This window comes from Mesorhizobium sp. B2-4-6 (assembly GCF_006442775.1).
GTDB lineage: Bacteria > Pseudomonadota > Alphaproteobacteria > Rhizobiales > Rhizobiaceae > Mesorhizobium.
The window spans coordinates 183,721-200,941 of sequence record NZ_VFVI01000010.1 but is presented as its reverse complement, the minus strand read 5'-3'; the positions used below and the strand labels follow the sequence as shown (position 1 = coordinate 200,941).

20 protein-coding genes and 1 tRNA gene are annotated in these 17,221 nt (G+C 63.6%); 14 read left to right on the top strand and 7 right to left on the bottom strand.

All coding sequences use genetic code 11. The features are described 5' to 3' along the window. Positions 1-69: 69 nt before the first annotated feature. Complete coding sequence (locus FJ957_RS23495; RefSeq protein ID WP_140835205.1) at positions 70-291, bottom strand: DUF6471 domain-containing protein; 222 nt, start codon at positions 289-291, stop codon at positions 70-72. A 125-nt stretch (positions 292-416) separates the two neighbouring features. Between FJ957_RS23495 and FJ957_RS23490 the strand changes: the two genes are divergently transcribed. The 3 genes from FJ957_RS23490 to FJ957_RS23475 all read left to right on the top strand — a co-directional run bounded on the left by FJ957_RS23490 (position 417) and on the right by FJ957_RS23475 (position 3,329). Beyond that, positions 417-635: a hypothetical protein gene (locus FJ957_RS23490; protein ID WP_140835204.1), complete on the top strand. Its 219-nt coding sequence runs from the start codon at positions 417-419 to the stop codon at positions 633-635. Between the two features lie 166 nt (positions 636-801). After that, positions 802-1,383 (top strand): hypothetical protein, encoded by a 582-nt coding sequence (locus tag FJ957_RS23485; RefSeq protein WP_140835203.1) that lies wholly within the window; start codon positions 802-804, stop codon positions 1,381-1,383. Positions 1,384-2,231: 848 nt separating this feature from the next. After that, positions 2,232-3,329, top strand: a complete 1,098-nt coding sequence (locus tag FJ957_RS23475; RefSeq protein ID WP_181180681.1) for a site-specific integrase — start codon at positions 2,232-2,234, stop codon at positions 3,327-3,329. Between the two features lie 6 nt (positions 3,330-3,335). On the opposite strand, the gene FJ957_RS23470 is transcribed toward FJ957_RS23475, so the two are convergent. Continuing rightward, positions 3,336-3,420, bottom strand: a tRNA-Leu gene (locus FJ957_RS23470). A 333-nt stretch (positions 3,421-3,753) separates the two neighbouring features. Here FJ957_RS23470 and FJ957_RS23465 point away from each other — a divergent pair. Together FJ957_RS23465 and FJ957_RS23460 are read left to right on the top strand one after the other, a co-directional pair. Continuing rightward, positions 3,754-4,341: a YqaA family protein gene (locus FJ957_RS23465; RefSeq protein WP_140835200.1), complete on the top strand. Its 588-nt coding sequence runs from the start codon at positions 3,754-3,756 to the stop codon at positions 4,339-4,341. A 24-nt stretch (positions 4,342-4,365) separates the two neighbouring features. Then, entirely contained in the window at positions 4,366-4,884 is a 519-nt protein-coding gene (locus tag FJ957_RS23460; protein ID WP_140835199.1) for a disulfide bond formation protein B, read from the top strand. 162 nt (positions 4,885-5,046) lie between these two features. Here FJ957_RS23460 and FJ957_RS23455 read toward each other — a convergent pair whose 3' ends face one another. Together FJ957_RS23455 and FJ957_RS23450 are read right to left on the bottom strand one after the other, a co-directional pair. Then, a complete protein-coding gene (locus tag FJ957_RS23455; protein WP_027167440.1) occupies positions 5,047-5,604 on the bottom strand; it encodes an HNH endonuclease in 558 nt (185 codons plus the stop codon). A gap of 111 nt (positions 5,605-5,715) precedes the next feature. After that, complete coding sequence (locus FJ957_RS23450) at positions 5,716-6,375, bottom strand: DNA-3-methyladenine glycosylase (protein WP_140835198.1); 660 nt, start codon at positions 6,373-6,375, stop codon at positions 5,716-5,718. Between the two features lie 91 nt (positions 6,376-6,466). Here FJ957_RS23450 and gluQRS point away from each other — a divergent pair, with 91 nt between their 5' ends. Then, entirely contained in the window at positions 6,467-7,339 is an 873-nt protein-coding gene (gluQRS, locus tag FJ957_RS23445) for a tRNA glutamyl-Q(34) synthetase GluQRS (RefSeq protein ID WP_140835197.1), read from the top strand. Here the strand turns inward: gluQRS and FJ957_RS23440 are convergent. Further along, positions 7,336-7,623 (bottom strand): hypothetical protein, encoded by a 288-nt coding sequence (locus tag FJ957_RS23440; RefSeq protein WP_140658855.1) that lies wholly within the window; start codon positions 7,621-7,623, stop codon positions 7,336-7,338. The genes gluQRS and FJ957_RS23440 overlap by 4 nt on opposite strands. Positions 7,624-7,776: 153 nt before the next feature. Here FJ957_RS23440 and FJ957_RS23435 point away from each other — a divergent pair, with 153 nt between their 5' ends. Beyond that, positions 7,777-8,673: a DMT family transporter gene (locus tag FJ957_RS23435; RefSeq protein WP_140835196.1), complete on the top strand. Its 897-nt coding sequence runs from the start codon at positions 7,777-7,779 to the stop codon at positions 8,671-8,673. Between the two features lie 97 nt (positions 8,674-8,770). On the opposite strand, the gene FJ957_RS23430 is transcribed toward FJ957_RS23435, so the two are convergent. Beyond that, complete coding sequence (locus FJ957_RS23430; protein WP_140835195.1) at positions 8,771-9,622, bottom strand: YihY/virulence factor BrkB family protein; 852 nt, start codon at positions 9,620-9,622, stop codon at positions 8,771-8,773. Between the two features lie 58 nt (positions 9,623-9,680). Between FJ957_RS23430 and FJ957_RS23425 the strand changes: the two genes are divergently transcribed. From FJ957_RS23425 to FJ957_RS23395, 7 genes are all read left to right on the top strand, one after another. Further along, positions 9,681-10,547: an SDR family oxidoreductase gene (locus tag FJ957_RS23425; protein WP_140835194.1), complete on the top strand. Its 867-nt coding sequence runs from the start codon at positions 9,681-9,683 to the stop codon at positions 10,545-10,547. 25 nt (positions 10,548-10,572) lie between these two features. Further along, a complete protein-coding gene (locus FJ957_RS23420) occupies positions 10,573-10,764 on the top strand; it encodes a twin transmembrane helix small protein (protein ID WP_140679842.1) in 192 nt (63 codons plus the stop codon). 20 nt (positions 10,765-10,784) lie between these two features. Continuing rightward, positions 10,785-11,366, top strand: coding sequence for a cob(I)yrinic acid a,c-diamide adenosyltransferase (locus FJ957_RS23415; protein ID WP_140835193.1), 582 nt, complete (start codon positions 10,785-10,787; stop codon positions 11,364-11,366). 21 nt (positions 11,367-11,387) lie between these two features. Further along, positions 11,388-12,191 (top strand): rhomboid family intramembrane serine protease, encoded by an 804-nt coding sequence (locus tag FJ957_RS23410; RefSeq protein ID WP_140835192.1) that lies wholly within the window; start codon positions 11,388-11,390, stop codon positions 12,189-12,191. Between the two features lie 162 nt (positions 12,192-12,353). Further along, a complete protein-coding gene (locus FJ957_RS23405) occupies positions 12,354-13,103 on the top strand; it encodes an electron transfer flavoprotein subunit beta/FixA family protein (RefSeq protein ID WP_140658799.1) in 750 nt (249 codons plus the stop codon). Positions 13,104-13,126: 23 nt separating this feature from the next. Further along, the gene (locus tag FJ957_RS23400) at positions 13,127-14,056 is read left to right on the top strand and encodes an electron transfer flavoprotein subunit alpha/FixB family protein (protein WP_140835191.1); all 930 of its coding nucleotides are present in this window, start codon (positions 13,127-13,129) and stop codon (positions 14,054-14,056) included. Positions 14,057-14,258: 202 nt separating this feature from the next. Further along, the gene (locus FJ957_RS23395) at positions 14,259-15,137 is read left to right on the top strand and encodes a 3-hydroxybutyryl-CoA dehydrogenase (RefSeq protein WP_140835190.1); all 879 of its coding nucleotides are present in this window, start codon (positions 14,259-14,261) and stop codon (positions 15,135-15,137) included. A gap of 30 nt (positions 15,138-15,167) precedes the next feature. Here FJ957_RS23395 and FJ957_RS23390 read toward each other — a convergent pair whose 3' ends face one another. Beyond that, positions 15,168-17,144, bottom strand: coding sequence for a PAS domain S-box protein (locus FJ957_RS23390; RefSeq protein WP_246685941.1), 1,977 nt, complete (start codon positions 17,142-17,144; stop codon positions 15,168-15,170). Positions 17,145-17,221 lie beyond the last annotated feature (77 nt).

Below are 17,221 nucleotides of genomic sequence, written 5' to 3'. Positions count from 1 at the left end.
CATGCCAACTACCCTGGTGGGATGAAGGCGTCGGCTCAGGACAGGCCCAGGCGCAGGCGCCCCACATGGTCAGTCCAGCTTCAGTCTCTTCGACTGAATCGCAGTGAGACACTGAGCAAAGAACACAGCGGTGAACCGTCCGCGCGACAGCTTGTTGCGGATATTGGGCACCTTTTCCTCGACGCCAATGGCAGCCAGCTTCTCGGCCAGGTCGGCATAGCTGAGGCCTTGGAGCTTTAGCTCAGCCTTCAGCACGCCACTTATCAGCCGCTCCCACTCGATCTCGGTCATCCGAATCTTCTCCGCAAGAAAAATCTTTGGCGGCCCATTGAAGCCATATATTCGCCACTTATGTATCGTAAACAGTGCGCATGCACTGAATATGATCAACGCTTCTATCCCGAGGAACTCACTCCATGACCATCGACCAGACCACGGCAAAAGTGCTCACCGACCTCCTGCGCGAACTCTCCTCGGAGCTAGACCTTCATCACGACGATGACGAGTTTCGAGCTCTGGAGCCTACGCTCGAAACGCTGCGACGTGCTGCTACCCTGATGGCGGACGCCGGCCTGAAGGCCCCTGAGGTCTACCATCATGTCATGCGCCGCTTCGAACGGTCGACTCGCTCCTAACATAGCGACCGTCGGCGAAATTTCACGGCGCACAGCCACCCTCCTCCACAGGACTTTCAAAATGACAGAACCATTCGACCCCTCCATCTCGAGCGCTGACTACCTGACCCTGGCCCGTGAACGACACCGGGCCGGAACATCGAGACGGAATGAGGATCTGGCCCAGATGTTCGACGACGACTACGCCTGCGGCCTAAACCAAGAGAACGTCGACGTCCTGATCTATCCTGCCAACTGGAGCATCGCTGTCCGCGACGAGAACAGAAAACCGCGGGTCTTTCTGCATGCCAGGGTCAACCAAAAAGGCAATGCGGAGATCAACTGGGCCCGCGGCGACCACGACATTATTTATGAAGAAGACTTTCTCGCCAGGTACGTGAACGCGGCTCAGTCCGCTTACTCAGTCCCTTGGCGAGGCGTAGGGGAACTGATGTGGTGGAAGGACTACGAACTCCTGGTCAGCAATGCAATCGTCCGCAGATCGCCTGTGGCCACGGCTCTCCTGTACGCCCACGCTGCCAGCCTCAAGGAGCTCGCTTTTGTCCTTGCCCAGCACGTGAACCTGGTCGGTGTAATGGCGCTCAGCTTCACCTATCAGGATGGCGAAATTACCTCGGCGGACTTCATGCCAACCCTTCCGGATGACCAACTGCAGGAAATGATCCAGGAGCGACGCAAGCGGAAGGCGGCAACGCTTCGAGAGGCCGTCGACCGTATGGCGAACTTTGATCCTGAGGATCCTGAATGATCCTCTCACGTTCTGTCTTCCATACTTCCTCAGCGGCCAATGATCTGTCCAATGGCCCTCGTCTCCGCCCCCTTTCGCCCACGGCTCTCGTGTTCGCACTTGCGGGTCGATTGCCGGCCCTCAAGTGCATCTCGCAGGTGTCGCCCTCTCGGCCAGGCTGTCCAGCTGCGGGAAGAGCACGGGATGGCCAGCTGGATCTTCGGTCGGCATTTCGCTCCTGCCGCCCGGCCGCCGGCCCGAACGTTTTGGAACCGGCTCGGCCGCGGATCTTTCGATCACACGCGCGCTCTCGGACCGGCGCGCGGAAGGAGTACACCCTTTTTCGTGGGGAGGGGCCGGGTTGGGGCGGGAATAGACCGACCCTCGGCCCGAAGAAAATTTTGCGTTTTCAGGTAATAGCACTCGCCGCAGCAAGCCCCTCCGGCTGACAAAAGGGACTTCCCCTAGAGTACCATGCGGATGACCCATAGAACCAAGACACGGGCGGAACTAGATCGAGGACGTTCCACATGATTGAGCCCGCACCGCATGAAACGACCGTCAAGCCGACTGCCAGACAATCTCGCACCTGTTGGGGTCAACCTTGACCAAGCTGCCGCGCTCATCGGGATCGGCACGTCGCTGTTCACTCAGCTAGTCACCGCCGGCCAAATGCCAGAACCTCGGCCGATCGCTTCACGCCTTCTTTGGGACGTGGAGGAGGTTGTAGCCGCCTTTCGGGCGATGCCACATCGAGGCGAGACCAGCAGAACAGGGCCATCTTCCCTGCCCAACAACCCCTGGAACTGATGCCGAGAAAACTACCAAAAGGCGTTACCCACGATCGTGACCGGCATGGAAATGTGCGCTTGTATTTTCGCACCCATGGCCGGTCGAAAGTTCGACTTCGGGAACGGCCTGGGACGAAGGAGTTCGAGGCCGAGGTGGCCTGCGCTCGGCTTAACGTCCCGTACTCACCCCTCAAGACCGGCGCCACTGTGGATCGACCTGAAGCGGTGTCCCAGAGGTCCTTCCGCTGGCTGTGTCAGGAGTACAAGCGACGCGTAAGGCTCTCCCCCAAAATTCTGGCCCGGCGGTCATCGGTTCTCGATGAAATCTGCAACAGTGAGCACAAGAGCGGCAACAAGCGGGGTACGCTACCCTTTGACCTCCTAGAGCGAAGGCACGTCCTCGAAATCCGTGACGATCTCCGCTCGACGCCAGGCGCCCAGAACGAGGTCGTCAAGGTCATCTCGGCCATGTACGGGTGGGCCATTGAGAACGATATCCTTCGGAGCAACCCAGCCCTCGGCATCAAGCGCCTGAAGTCTGGCGATGGATTTCACACATGGTCAGTCGAAGAGGTGCGCCAGTTCGAGGCCCGCCACCAGATCGGCAGCAAGGCACGCCTGGCACTCCACCTGGGACTGTTCACAGGGCTGCGTCGCCAGGATCTCGCGATCCTTGGGCGCCAGCACGTCAAGAACGGGTGGCTCCGCATCCGCCCTCAGAAGACCAGCCAATCGTCGGGCGTGGACGTGGAGCTCCCAATCCTTCCCCAGTTGAGGGCGACCATCGACGCCAGTACCTGCGGTGACCTGACCTTCTTGACCTCGGAGTGGGGAAAACCGTTTACCGTTAATTCACTTGGTAACAAAATGCGGGACTGGTGCGACCAGGCCGAATTGCCCCATTGCACCCTCCACGGGCTCCGAAAGGCAGGAGCCACCATCGCCGCCGAGAACGGGGCCACCGACGAGCAGCTCATGGCGATCTTCGGCTGGACCACCAAGCAGCAAACGACGCACTACACCAAGAAGGCGCAACGCCGCCGGATGGCTGAGCATGCCGCCCACCTACTGGTCATCCCAGAACAAAATCAGGACAAAATTGTCCCACCGAAAAAGGCGCGGACCACTGGTGGGACAAAAAACAGAAAAAGCCCTGATAATTCAACACCTGCATAAAGGTGGTGGTGCCCCTAGCCGGGATCGAACCAGCACTCCTTGCGGAACTCGATTTTGAGTCGAGCGCGTCTACCAATTCCGCCATAGGGGCTCAGGCCGGGCGGCCTGGATGGGCGCGGACTATACGGGCGGATGGGTGTTCGTCAACTGGCCTGTTGCGGATTTGCCGGCGCAGCCGGCTGTATTGCTCATCTCCCCGCCTCGTGGCGACGCAGACATTGTGCGGAGCGGAAAATCTTTCTAGACAGACGAAACGTTGAGCGGCTCGCATTCAGAAGCTGGATGCGGCGCTTTGGGTCCTTGTCTTCCTGCCTGTCGTTGCCCAAAACCGCCAAGCGCCTCGGGTGGCATTGATTAGAGCATTCCAGGAAAAGTGCGCTGCGGTTTTCCGTCCGGAATTGCGTCAACTGCATTAGGAGAGCCGATGCTTCGCGGACTTTACGACTGGACCCTGTCGCTGGCGGCGCGGAAATCCGCCGAATGGTGGCTGGCCTTCATCGCCTTCGTCGAAAGCTCCGTGTTCTTCATACCGGCCGACGTGCTCTTCCTGCCCATGGCGTTGGCGCGGCCCGAACGCGCCTATCGCTACGCGTTGACGGCTACGGTTGCCTCCGTGCTGGGCGGCATAGCCGGCTGGCTGATCGGCTACTATGCCTACGACACGATAGCACGCCCGATCCTGGAGCATTTCGGCGGCCTGACCACGTTCGAGAAATGGCAGTCGTCAGGCGCCGGGCTGATGCTGGTGCTGCTCGTCACATCCGGCGCTGCGCACCTGCCGCCGATCAAGGTGGTCACCATTCTGGCCGGGGCGCTTCACGTCAATCTTTTGGTCTTCATCGTCTCGGCGATCGTGGCGCGCGGCGCCCGTTTCCTGCTGCTTGCCTGGCTGCTGCGCCGCTATGGCGAAGAGATCAGGGAGTTCATCGAAAAGCGTTTGGGATTGATTGTCGGCGCCGGCGCCGCTGCCCTGATTTTGCTCTATATCCTCGTCAGATACGCCCACGGATAGCGACGCAACAACGGATCTCCATCGATGACAGCGACCATGATTGCCGACACTGGACGCCAGCGCACGCGCGCGGCGCTCTTTCTTGCCGTCGCCATGGCGGCGACCGTCGGCTCGGCGCTGGCCTTCCAATATATCGGCGGCTACATCCCCTGCCATCTCTGCCTCGAGCAGCGCACCCCGTACTATATCGGCGTGCCGCTGATGGTGCTGGCGACGATCGCCTCGATGCTGCGCGCGCCCGCCTGGGTGACGCGCGGCCTGCTGGCGATCGGCGGCCTTTTGATGCTCTACGGCCTTTATCTTGGCGTCTACCATTCGGGCGTCGAATGGGCCTGGTGGCAAGGTCCGGCCGACTGCACCGCCGGCGCCGGCCCGGTCGACACCGGCGGCAAGGGCGTGCTCGACGCGCTCGACAAATTCGTGCCGCCCTCCTGCGACAAGGCAGCGCTGCGCATCCTCGGCCTGTCCCTCGCTGGCTGGAACGCCATCGCCAGCCTCATCCTCGCCGCCGTCGCCTTCCGCAGCGCGCTCGCGAGGGATTGAGTCAGCACCAAGGCGCCGACGCGAGATCGTTCACAGAATTCGGCAGGATGAGCCGTATGAAGTGAGCGTCGAGAACCGGAGCGGAGCGTACTTACAGTACGTGAGCACCGGAAGCGCAGACGCTTGCTTCAGGCGGCCAGCCTCCCGAATTCTCGAACGATCTCAAGGTTCGAGTTCGACATCCCAGTACAGATAATCCATCCAGCTTTCGTGCAGATGATTGGGCGGGAACAGGCGGCCGTTGTTGTGCAGGTCGTGCACCGTCGGCTGATAGGGTTTTTGCAGCGGCCACATCTTGGCCTGCGCCGGCATCATGCCGCCCTTTCGAAGATTGCAGGGCGAGCAGGCGGCGACGACATTCTCCCAGGTCGTCGCCCCGCCGCGATGGCGCGGGATGACATGATCGAACGTCAAATCCTCGGGTGTGCCGCAATATTGGCACTGGAAGCGGTCGCGCAGGAAGACGTTGAAGCGGGTGAAGGCCGGATGCCGGGACGGCTTCACATAGGCTTTCAGGCTCACCACGCTCGGCAGCTTCATGGAGAAGGTCGGCGAGGAGACGGCGTGCTCGTATTCGGCGACGATGTTGACCCGGTCGAGGAAGACGGCCTTGATGGCGTCCTGCCACGACCAGAGCGACAGGGGGTAATAGCTGAGCGGACGGTAGTCCGCATTCAGCACCAGCGCGGGAAGCCCATCCGGAGATACGGCAACCGTCACGTCCTTCGCCTCCTTGCTTCTAGAACCGAACGGCGCGGATACTGTAAGCCCGACATGACAGGGATGTGAAGCGGATTGTCTCTCGCCGAAGCCGCCAAAAACGCATGATTTTCATGCTTTTTTGGCCATTTCGACAGGCGGCGCCGCATCCCTGCCCTTCAATTCCCGGTAATAGGCCCAAAAAAGCCGCGACGCGACACCCCGCCACGGACTCCATGATTCGGCCAGCCGGATAAGCATTTTCTCCGGCGGACGCGGGTCGATGCCGAGCGCATGGCCGACCGCCGTCTGCAAAGCGACGTCGCGCGCGGGGAACACGTCGGGATGGCCGGCTGCAAACAGCAGATAGCATTCGGCCGTCCATGGGCCGATGCCGGGCACGGCCGTCATCGCCGCGATCGCCTCGCCGGCGTCCAGCGTGCACAGGTGATCGAGATCGAGCCCGCCGGCCACGGCTTGCGCGACGGCGAGCAGCCCGCGCTGCTTCGGCCGCGACAGCCCGGCCTCGCGAAAAATCCCTTCGCCGGCGGCAAGAATCCCCTGTGGCGTCAGCGGATCGACCAGCTTCACCAGCCGCCCCAAGATGGCGTCGGCGCTCGCGCGGGAAACTTGCTGCGAAACGATGATCGAGGCGAGGCTTTCAAAGCCTGGCTCCGACAGCCGAAGCGGCACTTCACCCGCTTTGCCGCGTATGGTCTCCAGCCGCGGATCGATCCGGCAGAGCGCGTCGAGCCCTGTCGCAATGTCGTCGAGCGAGGCGATGCGTTGCACGTTGCTTGTTCCCAGGGCGCCCGCGAAGTGGCAATGGAGGGCTAAATACCAATTGGCAAAAGCGCCTTTCAACCCGAATGCCGCCTGAAAGATGACGCTCCTGACATTCCGTTTCGCGCCGAGCCCCAATGGCGAACTGCATCTCGGCCACGCCTACTCAGCTCTGCTCAACCAGCGGATGGCGGCGCAAGCGGGCGGACGCCTGCTGCTGCGCATCGAGGATATCGACGTCACCCGCTGCACGCCCGAGTTCGAGGCCGGCATTTTCCGCGACCTCGAATGGCTGGGATTGAACTGGGAGCGGCCGGTGCGCCGTCAGTCCGAGCATTTCGCCGAATACCGGGCGGTGCTCGACCGGCTGATCGCCGAGGAGCTCGTCTATCCCGCTTTCATGAGCCGCGGCGAGATCCGCGCCTTCATCGCCGAAACCGGCGGCCGCGACTGGCCGCGCGATCCCGACGGAGTGCCGCTCTACCCGCCGCTCGACAAGGCCTTGCCGGCCAGGGAACGCAAGCGGCGGATTGCCGAGAACATGCCCTTCGCCTGGCGGCTCGATGTCGAGGCGGCGATGGCGCGCGCCTCAGGCGCCCTGTCATGGACAGAGTTCACCGACGAGACGATGTCCGCGACGCGAGCAATCGAAGCACAACCGCGGGCTTGGGGCGACGTCATCGTCGCCCGCCGCGACATCCCGACCAGCTACCATCTCGCCGTCGTCATCGACGACGCGCTGCAGGATGTCAGCCACGTCGTGCGCGGCCAGGACCTTTATTCGGCGACCGGGGTGCAGCGCCTGCTGCAAGAACTGCTCGGCCTGCCTCAGCCACGCTATTTCCACCACCTCCTGATCCTTGGCCCGGACGGCCGTAAACTGTCCAAGAGCTTCAAGGACACCGGTCTTGCCGCGCTTCGAGACGCGGGCGTGCCGGCACGGGACGTCAGGCGTCTTATCGAACTTGATTAAAGTCGGGCCATCCCAGCCTTGATCAGCGCCAGCACGCTGATGAAGACAAAGGCGCCGCCCAGCCCGCAGGCAACCGCCAGCTTGAGATCGCTCAGGCTGATGCCATGCTTGTTGGCGACCGCCACGGCGACGAAAAAGCCGAAGATGAACAGCAGCGTATTGCCTGTCGGGCCGAAGCCGCTCTCCTTCATGATCGCGTCGAGCGCCGTGCCGAAGAAGAAGCCGAAGCCGGCGATGATCGCGAAGGCGAACAGAAGCCAGGTCGTGTCGAGATGCAAAAACATGCCTCACCATGGCGCGGCCACGCGCCATGCCCCTCTTGGCACGGTTTGATGAATTCGACTTAGCTTATGGATCAACCGTTTCGTTTTGCTTGCGGGATTGAACGGCTTTAGAGCAATTGCCGTCATCAACCGTTCATCCAGGCAGCCTCCCCCATGCAGAGCATCAAGCGGTTCATCCCCGCCTCCTTCGTCGTTCTGTGGGCGACCGGCTTTATCGGCGCGCGCTATGCCATGCCCTGGGCGGAACCCTTTACCTTCCTTGCCATCCGCTTCGTGATAGCGGCGATCCTGTTTGCGGGGCTGACCGTGCTGCTCGGTTCGCGCAAGGCGACGCGCGAGGAGGCGCTGCACGCAACGGTGGCCGGCGTCCTCATGCATGGCGTCTATCTCGGCGCCGTCTTCTGGGCGATCCACAGGGGCATGCCGGCGGGTCTATCGGCACTGATCGTCGGCCTGCAGCCGCTGATCACCGCCGTGCTCGCCGGAAAGTTCCTCGGCGAGGCGATCCTGCCGCGCCATTGGGCCGGCCTTGCGGTCGGGCTGCTTGGCGTCGTCATCGTGCTCTGGCCAAAGCTCGGCGCACTGGGCGGCGGCGTCACGCCGGCGACGCTGACGGCTTCGCTCGTCTCCGTGCTCGGCATGAGCGCCGGCACCATCTGGCAGAAGCGCTATGCCTCCGGCGGCGATCTGGTGTCGGCGACGATGTGGCAGTATGTCGGCGGTTCCGCCGTGATGATCCTGGGTTCGCTCGCCTTCGAGACCCGCGCCGTCACCGTCAATGGCGAGCTGATCTTCGCCATGGCCTGGCTGGTCCTGGTGCTGTCGATCGGCGCCATATTCCTGTTGATGGTGATGATCAGGGACGGCGAGATGTCGAAGGTCGCCTCGCTGTTCTACCTCGTGCCGGCCGTAACCGCGGTCATCGCCTGGGTGCTTTTCAACGAGCGGCTCAACCTTCTGCAGATCGCCGGCATGGCGATCGCCACGCTCGGCGTCGCCCTGGCGACGGCAAAGCCCAGGAAAAAGGGAATTGGAGAACTGAAGAACTGAAGAGGAAGCGCGGAGCCAAGCGTCGGCGCCTTTTCCCCCAGTTCCTCAATTCTTCAGTTCTCCAATTCCTCATTTCCTCCATTCGGCCGGTATCGACTCAGCCAACGCGCGCGCGGGCTTCCAGATAGCGGCTAATCGCGGCGTTGAGCTCGCCGCCCAGGATGAATATCGCCGAGATGATGTAGAGGAAGACGACCGCGATCATGATCGAGGCGAGCCCGGCATAGGTCGTCACATAGGACGAGAAATGGTCGAGATAGGTGGCGAAGATCGTCGACCCGACCAGCCAGGCGACCAGCGTGAAGACGATGCCGGGTATGATCGAGATGAAGCGGCGCTTGCCGGCCGGTAGCCAGATATGCACCGAGAACAGCCCGATGACGATGACCGTCGAGGCGATCACGTAGCGCCAGATGGTGATCGTTCCCATATAGGGCTTGATCCATTCCAGATGCGCTTCCGCCAGCCGCGCGAGCAGCGGCGCGAACACCAGAAGCACGCTGATGGCGAGGAAGCAGGCGGTAGCGATCAGGACGAAGATGATGCTCTGCACCCTGCGGTGGACGATGCCGCGCGTCTCGGTGACGCGATAGGCGCGGTTGAGCGACGTGCGCAGCGCCTCGATGCCGTTCGAGGCGAAATAGGCCGCAAGCAGCACGCCGTAGGTCAGAAGGTCGGTGCGCCGCACGGTGAGCACGTTTTGCACCTCATGCGCGATCGGCTTGGCGATCTGCTCCGGCCAGGTGTCGAAGACCAGATGCACGGCCGTGTCGGCGAAGGCGCGCGCGCCGAGGAAGCTGCCGAGCGTCGTGGCGAAGATCAGGAACGGAAACAGCGCCATCAGCGAGGTGATCGCCAGATGGCTGGCCATTGCCCAGCCGTCATCGGTGTTGAAATGGCCAATCGCATCGTAGAGCACGCGCTTGAGGGCAACGATATTCCGCAGCAAGGACCCGCGCTCCGCTCGATTGTGTCGACGCCGCGAATATGGGAAGGGATTGCGGCAAATGGCAACCCCAGCTCCCACAACGCGCCCCGCCGCCAAAGAGTTGCGCACCGTCATCGTCACCGGCGCCTCCTCCGGCATCGGCGCCTACTGCGCGCGGGCGCTGAAGGCGGAAGGCTGGCGGGTGTTCGCCACGGCGCGCAAGCCGGCCGATATCGCCGCGCTCGAGGCCGACGGCTTGGAGGCCCTCTATCTCGACTATCGCGAGCCCGAATCCATCGCCGCCTTGGTCGATGCGGTGCTGGAGCGTACGGGCGGTACGCTTGACGCGCTGTTCAACAACGGCGCCTACGCCCAGCCCGGCGCCGTCGAGGACCTGCCGGTCGCGGCACTTCGCGAACAGTTCGAAGCCAATTTCTTCGGCTGGCATGATCTCACCCGGCGCATCGTGCCCGTCATGCGCCGACAGGGGCACGGTCGCCTCGTCCATTGCTCCTCGATCCTTGGCCTGGCTCCGGTCCGCTTCCGAGGCGCCTATTCGGCCTCCAAGCACGCCATCGAAGGCCTGATGCTGTGCATGCGCCAGGAGCTCGAAGGCAGCGGCATCCACCTTTCCCTCATCGAGCCGGGACCGGTGACGTCGAAGATCGCCAGCAATGGCCTGCCCTGGTTCCTGAAAAACATCGATGTCGAGAATTCCGTCCACCGCGCCGACTATCAGGCGCAGCTCGCCCGGCTTCAGGCGGGCGGCAGCGTGTCGAAGCTGAAACCAGGACCGGAGATCGTGCACGCAGCGCTGCGCCACGCGCTTCTGTCACAGCGCCCGCGCCCGCACTATGTGGTAACGGTGCCGGCCAGGATCGGTGTGGCGCTGAAACGCGTCTTGCCGGCGTCCTTGCTTTATCGCGTGCTCGCCAGGCGCGCCTGACCGAACCTGAACCGGAGCCAGCCAGATGCTCATCACCTTGAAGATCCTCGCCGTCATCGCCATGGCCGCCGTGGTGATCGTGCTGGTCCGCGGTCTGATCAACATGATGCGCGGCGGCTCCGGCATCACCTCGAACAAGCTGATGCAGGCGCGCATCATGCTGCAGGCCGTGGCCTTGGCGCTGCTGTTGCTGGTGGTCTATTTCACGCGCAAATAGCGCGGCTGACGAGGGATCGCGTGGTCAAGCTCAACAAGATCTACACCCGCACCGGCGACGACGGCACGACGGGGCTCGGCACCGGCGAGCGGCGGCTGAAATCCGACCTGCGCGTCGACGCCTACGGCACCGTCGACGAGGCCAATGCCTGCATCGGCATGGCCCGCCTTCACACCGGCGCGGCGCATCCCGCGATCGACGCCATGCTGTCGCGCATCCAGAACGATCTTTTCGATCTGGGAGCCGACCTCGCCGTGCCGTACGACGGCAAGCCCTTGGAATACGAGCCGCTGCGCATCGTCGCCGCCCAGACCGACCGCGTCGAACAGGACATTGACGCGCTCAACAAAAGCCTGCAGCCGCTGAAATCCTTCGTGCTGAACGGCGGCACGCCGGCGGCCGCCGCGCTCCATCTGGCCCGCACCGTGGCGCGCCGCGCCGAGCGCCTGATGGTGGCGCTGGCGCAGGATCCGGCCGAGCATGTCAACCGCGAGGCGCTCAAATACATCAACCGTGTCTCTGATTTCCTGTTCGTCGCCGCCCGCGCCGTCAATGACAATGGCAAGGCCGACGTGCTATGGGTGCCCGGCAAGAACCGCTGATTTTGGGGGCGGGAGGGTCCGATGTTCATCCCGCTTTACGACACCAACAGGCTGCGCCACATCCGCCTGCAATATGTGACGATCGGCCTGATCGTGGCGAACGTGCTCGTCTATCTGGCGACCACGCTTGGCGGTGAAAATTTCACCAATGCCGCGGTTCTCGGTCTCGGCTTCATCCCGTCGGTGGTTCACGACAAGGTCGAGCTCTCGCCCGAATTCGTCGTCATCCCCGAGAGCCTGAGCTACCTCACCTATCCCTTCCTGCATGCCGACATCTTCCATCTTGGCGGCAACATGCTGTTTCTCTGGGTGTTCGGCGACAATGTCGAGGACGCGCTCGGCCACATACGCTACCTGATCTTCTATCTCGCCTGCGCCGTCGCCGGCGCCTTCTTCCAGGGGTTGGTGGCCTGGGATTCGCAGGTACCGCTCATCGGCGCCTCCGGCGCCATCGCCGGCGTCGTCGCCGCCTATCTGATCCTCTACCCCCGGGTGAAAGTCTGGGTGCTGGCCTTTGCCCGCATTCCGCTGCGCATCCCGGCCTTCATTCCGCTGATCCTGTGGATCCTGTTCCAGATCGTGATGTTTGCCGCGGGCGGCGAGGACCAGATCTCCTGGGCCTGCCATATCGGCGGCATCATCGCCGGATCGATCCTGGTGCTGGTGCTGCGCAGCCGTGGCGTGCCGCTGTTGGCCGGCGCCGACGGCGAGCCGGATCCGACGCCCAACGTCCAGCAGCCGCCTGTTCCCGTCGAGCCGGCCACCGGCGACCCGGCCCAGCCGGCGTCGCAATGGGGCCGTGGCGCAGCGACGTCCCGCGACTGAACCGATTTGGGTGCGTCGTGGGATATTGACGCGCCGATTTGCCGCCACTACGGAAACGGCACCGTTGGGCGGATATTCCGCCCGTAATGTCGGCTTTCGACAACTCTGACAGGGCGCACGCTGGTATAGCGCCCCGACTATCTCAGGAGAGGTGACAGGAAAATGAAGATCCTTGTGCCCGTGAAGCGGGTTGTGGACGCCAACGTCAAGGTCCGGGTGAAAGCCGATGGACTGGGCGTTGAGCTTGCCAACGTCAAGATGGCGATGAACCCGTTCGACGAGATCGCGGTCGAGGAAGCCATCCGCATCAAGGAAGCCGGCAAGGCGGAAGAGATCATCGTCGTCTCGGTCGGCCCGCAGCAGGCGCAGGAGACGCTGCGCACCGCGCTCGCCATGGGCGCCGATCGCGCCATCCTGGTGAAGACCGACGAGCAGACCGAGCCGCTGGGCGTCGCCAAGGTACTGAAGGGCGTGGTCGAGGCGGAGGCGCCCGGCCTTGTCATCCTCGGCAAGCAGGCGATCGACGACGATTCGAACCAGACCGGCCAGATGCTGGCGGCGCTGCTTGGTTGGTCGCAGGGCACCTTCGCGTCCAAGATCGTGCTCGAAGGCGATCATGCCAAGGTTACGCGCGAAGTCGACGGCGGCCTGCAGACGGTGGAGCTGAAGATGCCGGCGATCGTGACCGCCGACCTGCGCCTCAACCAGCCGCGCTATGCCTCGCTGCCCAACATCATGAAGGCCAAGAAGAAGCCGCTCGACGAGAAGAGCCCGGCCGACTACGGCGCCGACGTCAAGCCGCGCCTCAAGGTGGTCAAGACCGAGGAACCGAGCGGCCGCAAGGCGGGCGTCAAGGTCAAGAGCGTGGCCGAGCTGGTCGAGAAGCTGAAGAACGAAGCCGGCGTGCTCTGAGCGGTCAGGAAAGGACAAAGAAAATGGCAATTCTCCTCATCGCCGAACACGACAACGCAAGTCTTTCCGACCAGACCGCCAAGGCGCTGTCGGCGGCCCTTCAGATCGGCTCCGATGTCGACGTGCTGGTGGCCGGCAAGGGCGCCAAGCGCGCGGCTGACGCCGCCGCCAAGCTGAAAGGTGTTCGGAAAGTGCTGCTCGCCGAGGCCGACGAGCTTTCGGAGCGCCTCGCCGAGCCGACCGCGGCTCTCGTCGTCTCGCTTGCTGGCGGCTACGACACGATCGTGGCGCCCGCCACCTCGTCGGGCAAGAACGTCGCGCCGCGCGTGGCCGCCCTTCTCGACGTCGCCCAGGTGTCCGAGATCATCGAGGTCGTCTCACCCGACACCTTCAAGCGGCCGATCTATGCCGGCAACGCCATCCAGACCGTGCAGTCGACCGACGCCAAGAAGGTCATCACGGTGCGCACCGCATCCTTCTCGGCGGCGCCGGAAGGCGGCTCGGCCCCGGTCGAAACGGCCAACGCCGCCGCCAATCCGGGACTCTCCTCCTTCGTCGAGAACAAGCTCTCCGAGAACGATCGGCCGGAACTGACTTCGGCCAAGATCATCATCTCGGGTGGCCGCGCGCTCGGCTCCTCGGAGAAGTTCCAGGAAGTCATCCTGCCGGTCGCCGACAAGCTCGGCGCCGCGGTCGGCGCCTCCCGCGCCGCGGTCGACGCCGGCTACGCGCCGAACGACTGGCAGGTCGGCCAGACCGGCAAGGTGGTCGCGCCCGACCTCTACATCGCCGTCGGCATCTCCGGCGCGATCCAGCACCTGGCCGGCATGAAGGATTCGAAGGTCATCGTCGCCATCAACAAGGACGAGGAAGCCCCGATCTTCCAGGTTGCCGACTACGGCCTGGTCGGCGATCTCTTCGTCATCCTGCCGGAGTTGCAAAAGGCGCTTTGACGCAGCCGGTTCCGGCATATTAAAATCCGAAGGGTGGGGTAGACGAAGTCGCCCCGCCCTTTTAGTTTGCACTGCACAAAAAGCGGGCCATCAAGGCCTGAAGCTAATCCGGCGGTTTTGCGTCCGGATTGCGGGAAATAAACAAATAGGAGCGTTTCCGCGCTTCAAAGAAGCGGAAAATGCTCCGGACGGGATCGGGGTAATGAGCAAGATCGAGACGATCGGCATTGTCGGCGCGGGACAGATGGGTGGCGGTATCGCCCACGTCTCGGCGCTGGGGGGCTACAAGGTCCTGATCCACGACGTGTCGCCCGACCGTATCGAAAAGGGCATCGCCACCATCAGCGGCAACATGGCGCGTCAGGTCGGCTCCGGCAAGCTCGAGGAAAATGCGCGCAACGAAGCAATGGCGCGCATCTCCGCCGCCCCGACCATGGCCGACCTCGCCGCCGCCGACCTGGTGATCGAAGCGGCGACCGAGGACGAGACGGTCAAGCGCAAGATCTACGCGCAGCTCTGCCCGCAGCTCAATCCGGAAGCGATCCTGGCGACCAACACCTCCTCGATCTCGATCACCCGGCTCGCCGCGCAGACCGACCGGCCGGAACGCTTCATCGGCATTCATTTCATGAACCCGGTGCCGGTGATGAAGCTGGTCGAACTGGTGCGCGGTATCGCCACCGAGGACCATACGTTCGAGACGGCCAAGACCTATGTGAAGCACCTCGACAAGACGATCACCGTTTCCGAGGATTTCCCGGCCTTCATCGTCAACCGCATCCTGCTGCCGATGATCAACGAGGCGATCTACACGCTCTACGAAGGCGTGGGCACGGTCGATGCCATCGACACCGCCATGCGGCTCGGCGCCAACCATCCGATGGGACCGCTGCAGCTTGCCGACTTCATCGGCCTCGACACCTGCCTGTCGATCATGCAGGTGCTGCATGACGGCCTGTCGGATTCGAAATATCGCCCCTGCCCGCTGCTGGTGAAATATGTCGAGGCCGGCTGGCTCGGCCGCAAGACCGGCCGCGGCTTCTACGACTATCGCGGCGAACATCCGGTGCCGACGCGCTGATCTTCCCAGGCTGAACCCTTTCGGCGCGGCTCAGGAGGCCGCGGCAAGCGGCGGAAGCCGCACGCCGCCTTTCGAAACATCCTCGGACGAAGCTTCGTCGGGGGCCGCCGAAACGCAGCCGCGTCCTGCCGCCTTGGCGGCATAGCAGGCGGCGTCGGCGCGGGCGATGATCTCGTCCACTTCGCCGCAACCGGCGCGGATCGGCGCGAGCCCGATGCTGGCGCCGATCGAATGCGGGCGCCCGTCCCAGCTGAAATTGAGGTTGCGGATGGCGTCGATGATCGAGCGCGCCGCGATCGGCCCGCGTGCCGCGGCGGCCGATTTGAGGATGACGGCGAACTCGTCGCCGCCGAGCCGCGCGACGATGTCTTCCGGGCCAAGCACGTTGCGCAAGGTATCCGCCACGCGCTTGAGCAGCGCATCGCCCGCGGCATGGCCGCCAGTGTCGTTGACCGCCTTGAAGTGGTCGAGGTCGACGAACATGAACTGATGCTCGCCGCCATTGAGGCGGCACTGGTCGACCAGTTCCTCCATAGTGCGGATGAAGATCGAGCGGTTGGCGAGCCCGGTCAGCGCGTCATGGGCGGCAGCGAAGGCCAGCTGGCGCTGCAGGGCGCGCGCATCGGTGAAATCCTGGAAGACGATGACGAGGCCGCAGAACTCGTCGCGGTCGTTCATGATCGGCGACACCACCTGGCGGATGCTGCAGCGCGTGTCGTCGCGCCGGACAAGGACAGCGCGCGTGTTCTGGTCGCAGTGCGACCGCTCGCTCGTCGAAGGGCGCGTCAGCCCGATCCTCTGCCCGCTTTCCTCGTCGACCGCCCAATAAACATGGCCGAGCACCTTGCCCATGGCCTCGCCAACGTCAACGCCGGTGAGCTTTTCGGCAACCGGGTTCATGAAGGTGACGCGATTGGCGGCATCGGTGCAGATCACCGCGTCGCCGATCGACTGCAGCGTCACCCTGAGACGCTCCTTCTCGTCGGCCAGCATCGCCGCCGAGACCACCAGCCGCGCCTCGGCCTCCTTGCGCTCCGTGATATCGGTCAGGCTGCCGATGGCCCGGACCAGCCGGCCCTCGCCGTCGCGCTCGATCGCCTTGCCGCGGTCGAGGATCCAGACCCAGCGGCCATCCTTGTGCCGCATCCGGAACTCAGCCTCGAAAAAGGCCGTCTCGCCGGCAAGATGCGCGCGATCCGCCTCGGCGACGCGTTCGCGATCGTCGGGATGGATCATCGCCAGCCAGCGATCGGAATCGCCGTCGAGCTCGCCGCCGGTATAGCCCAGCATCTTCACCCAGGTTTCGGAATAGGTCGTGCCGCCCTTGCGCATATCGAGGCTCCAGATGCCCTGCCCGGCACTGGTGAGCGCGAAATTCCATCGGGTCTCGGCCTCGGCGATGCGCGCCTCGGCCTGCTTGCGGGCGTCGATGTCCTCGATCTGCGACACCAGATAAAGCGGCTTGCCTGTGTCCTCGTCGCGGATGACCGAGCCGGCAAGCTGCGCCCAGACCGGGGTCCCGTCTTTCCTGAGGTAGCGCTTTTCGAAATGGTAGGAGCTGATCCGGCCTTCCCGCACGTTCATCATCGTCTCGCGACCGATCGAAAGATCGTCCGGATGCGTGATCTGCGGGAAGGTCAGCGCCTCGATCTCCGCGCGGCTGTAGCCCAGCATGGCGGCGAAGGCGGGGTTGGCCTGCTGGATGCGCCCGTCGAGGCCGACAATGGCGACGCCGATCGCCGAATCCTCCATGGCGCGGCGGAAGCGCTGCCCGTTCTCGGCTATCTGCCGGCGATCACCGACGATGCGGTGAATGAACAGCGCCGACAGAAACAGCGTCACGGCGGTGATGGCGACGGATATCTGCAGGCAGAGCCTCAGCGCGTCGGTGCCCAGTTCAAGGCGCGGCAGCAGGATCGACACGGCGGTGGCAACCAGGCCGACCGCCAGCAGACCCAGCGCAGCGTGCCTATCGGCACGGAGCCCTTTCCGGTTCAACCACGCCACGATGCGATTCCACCCAATACGCAACTGCACGTTGCCACAACCCTGGCGGATCGGTTTTAAGGAATGGTTGCGTGGAC

Bases quoted from the DNA above. Each gene is read 5' to 3' on its own strand.
- FJ957_RS23400 (WP_140835191.1), top strand. From the start codon at position 13,127: ATGGCAATTCTCCTCATCGCCGAACACGACAACGCAAGTCTTTCCGAC.
- FJ957_RS23495 (WP_140835205.1), bottom strand. From the start codon at position 291: ATGACCGAGATCGAGTGGGAGCGGCTGATAAGTGGCGTGCTGAAGGCT.
- FJ957_RS23490 (WP_140835204.1), top strand. From the start codon at position 417: ATGACCATCGACCAGACCACGGCAAAAGTGCTCACCGACCTCCTGCGC.
- FJ957_RS23405 (WP_140658799.1), top strand. From the start codon at position 12,354: ATGAAGATCCTTGTGCCCGTGAAGCGGGTTGTGGACGCCAACGTCAAG.
- FJ957_RS23425 (WP_140835194.1), top strand. From the start codon at position 9,681: ATGGCAACCCCAGCTCCCACAACGCGCCCCGCCGCCAAAGAGTTGCGC.
- FJ957_RS23440 (WP_140658855.1), bottom strand. From the start codon at position 7,623: ATGTTTTTGCATCTCGACACGACCTGGCTTCTGTTCGCCTTCGCGATC.
- FJ957_RS23420 (WP_140679842.1), top strand. From the start codon at position 10,573: ATGCTCATCACCTTGAAGATCCTCGCCGTCATCGCCATGGCCGCCGTG.
- FJ957_RS23485 (WP_140835203.1), top strand. From the start codon at position 802: ATGTTCGACGACGACTACGCCTGCGGCCTAAACCAAGAGAACGTCGAC.
- FJ957_RS23410 (WP_140835192.1), top strand. From the start codon at position 11,388: ATGTTCATCCCGCTTTACGACACCAACAGGCTGCGCCACATCCGCCTG.
- FJ957_RS23435 (WP_140835196.1), top strand. From the start codon at position 7,777: ATGCAGAGCATCAAGCGGTTCATCCCCGCCTCCTTCGTCGTTCTGTGG.
- FJ957_RS23395 (WP_140835190.1), top strand. From the start codon at position 14,259: ATGAGCAAGATCGAGACGATCGGCATTGTCGGCGCGGGACAGATGGGT.
- FJ957_RS23460 (WP_140835199.1), top strand. From the start codon at position 4,366: ATGACAGCGACCATGATTGCCGACACTGGACGCCAGCGCACGCGCGCG.
- FJ957_RS23465 (WP_140835200.1), top strand. From the start codon at position 3,754: ATGCTTCGCGGACTTTACGACTGGACCCTGTCGCTGGCGGCGCGGAAA.
- gluQRS (WP_140835197.1), top strand. From the start codon at position 6,467: ATGACGCTCCTGACATTCCGTTTCGCGCCGAGCCCCAATGGCGAACTG.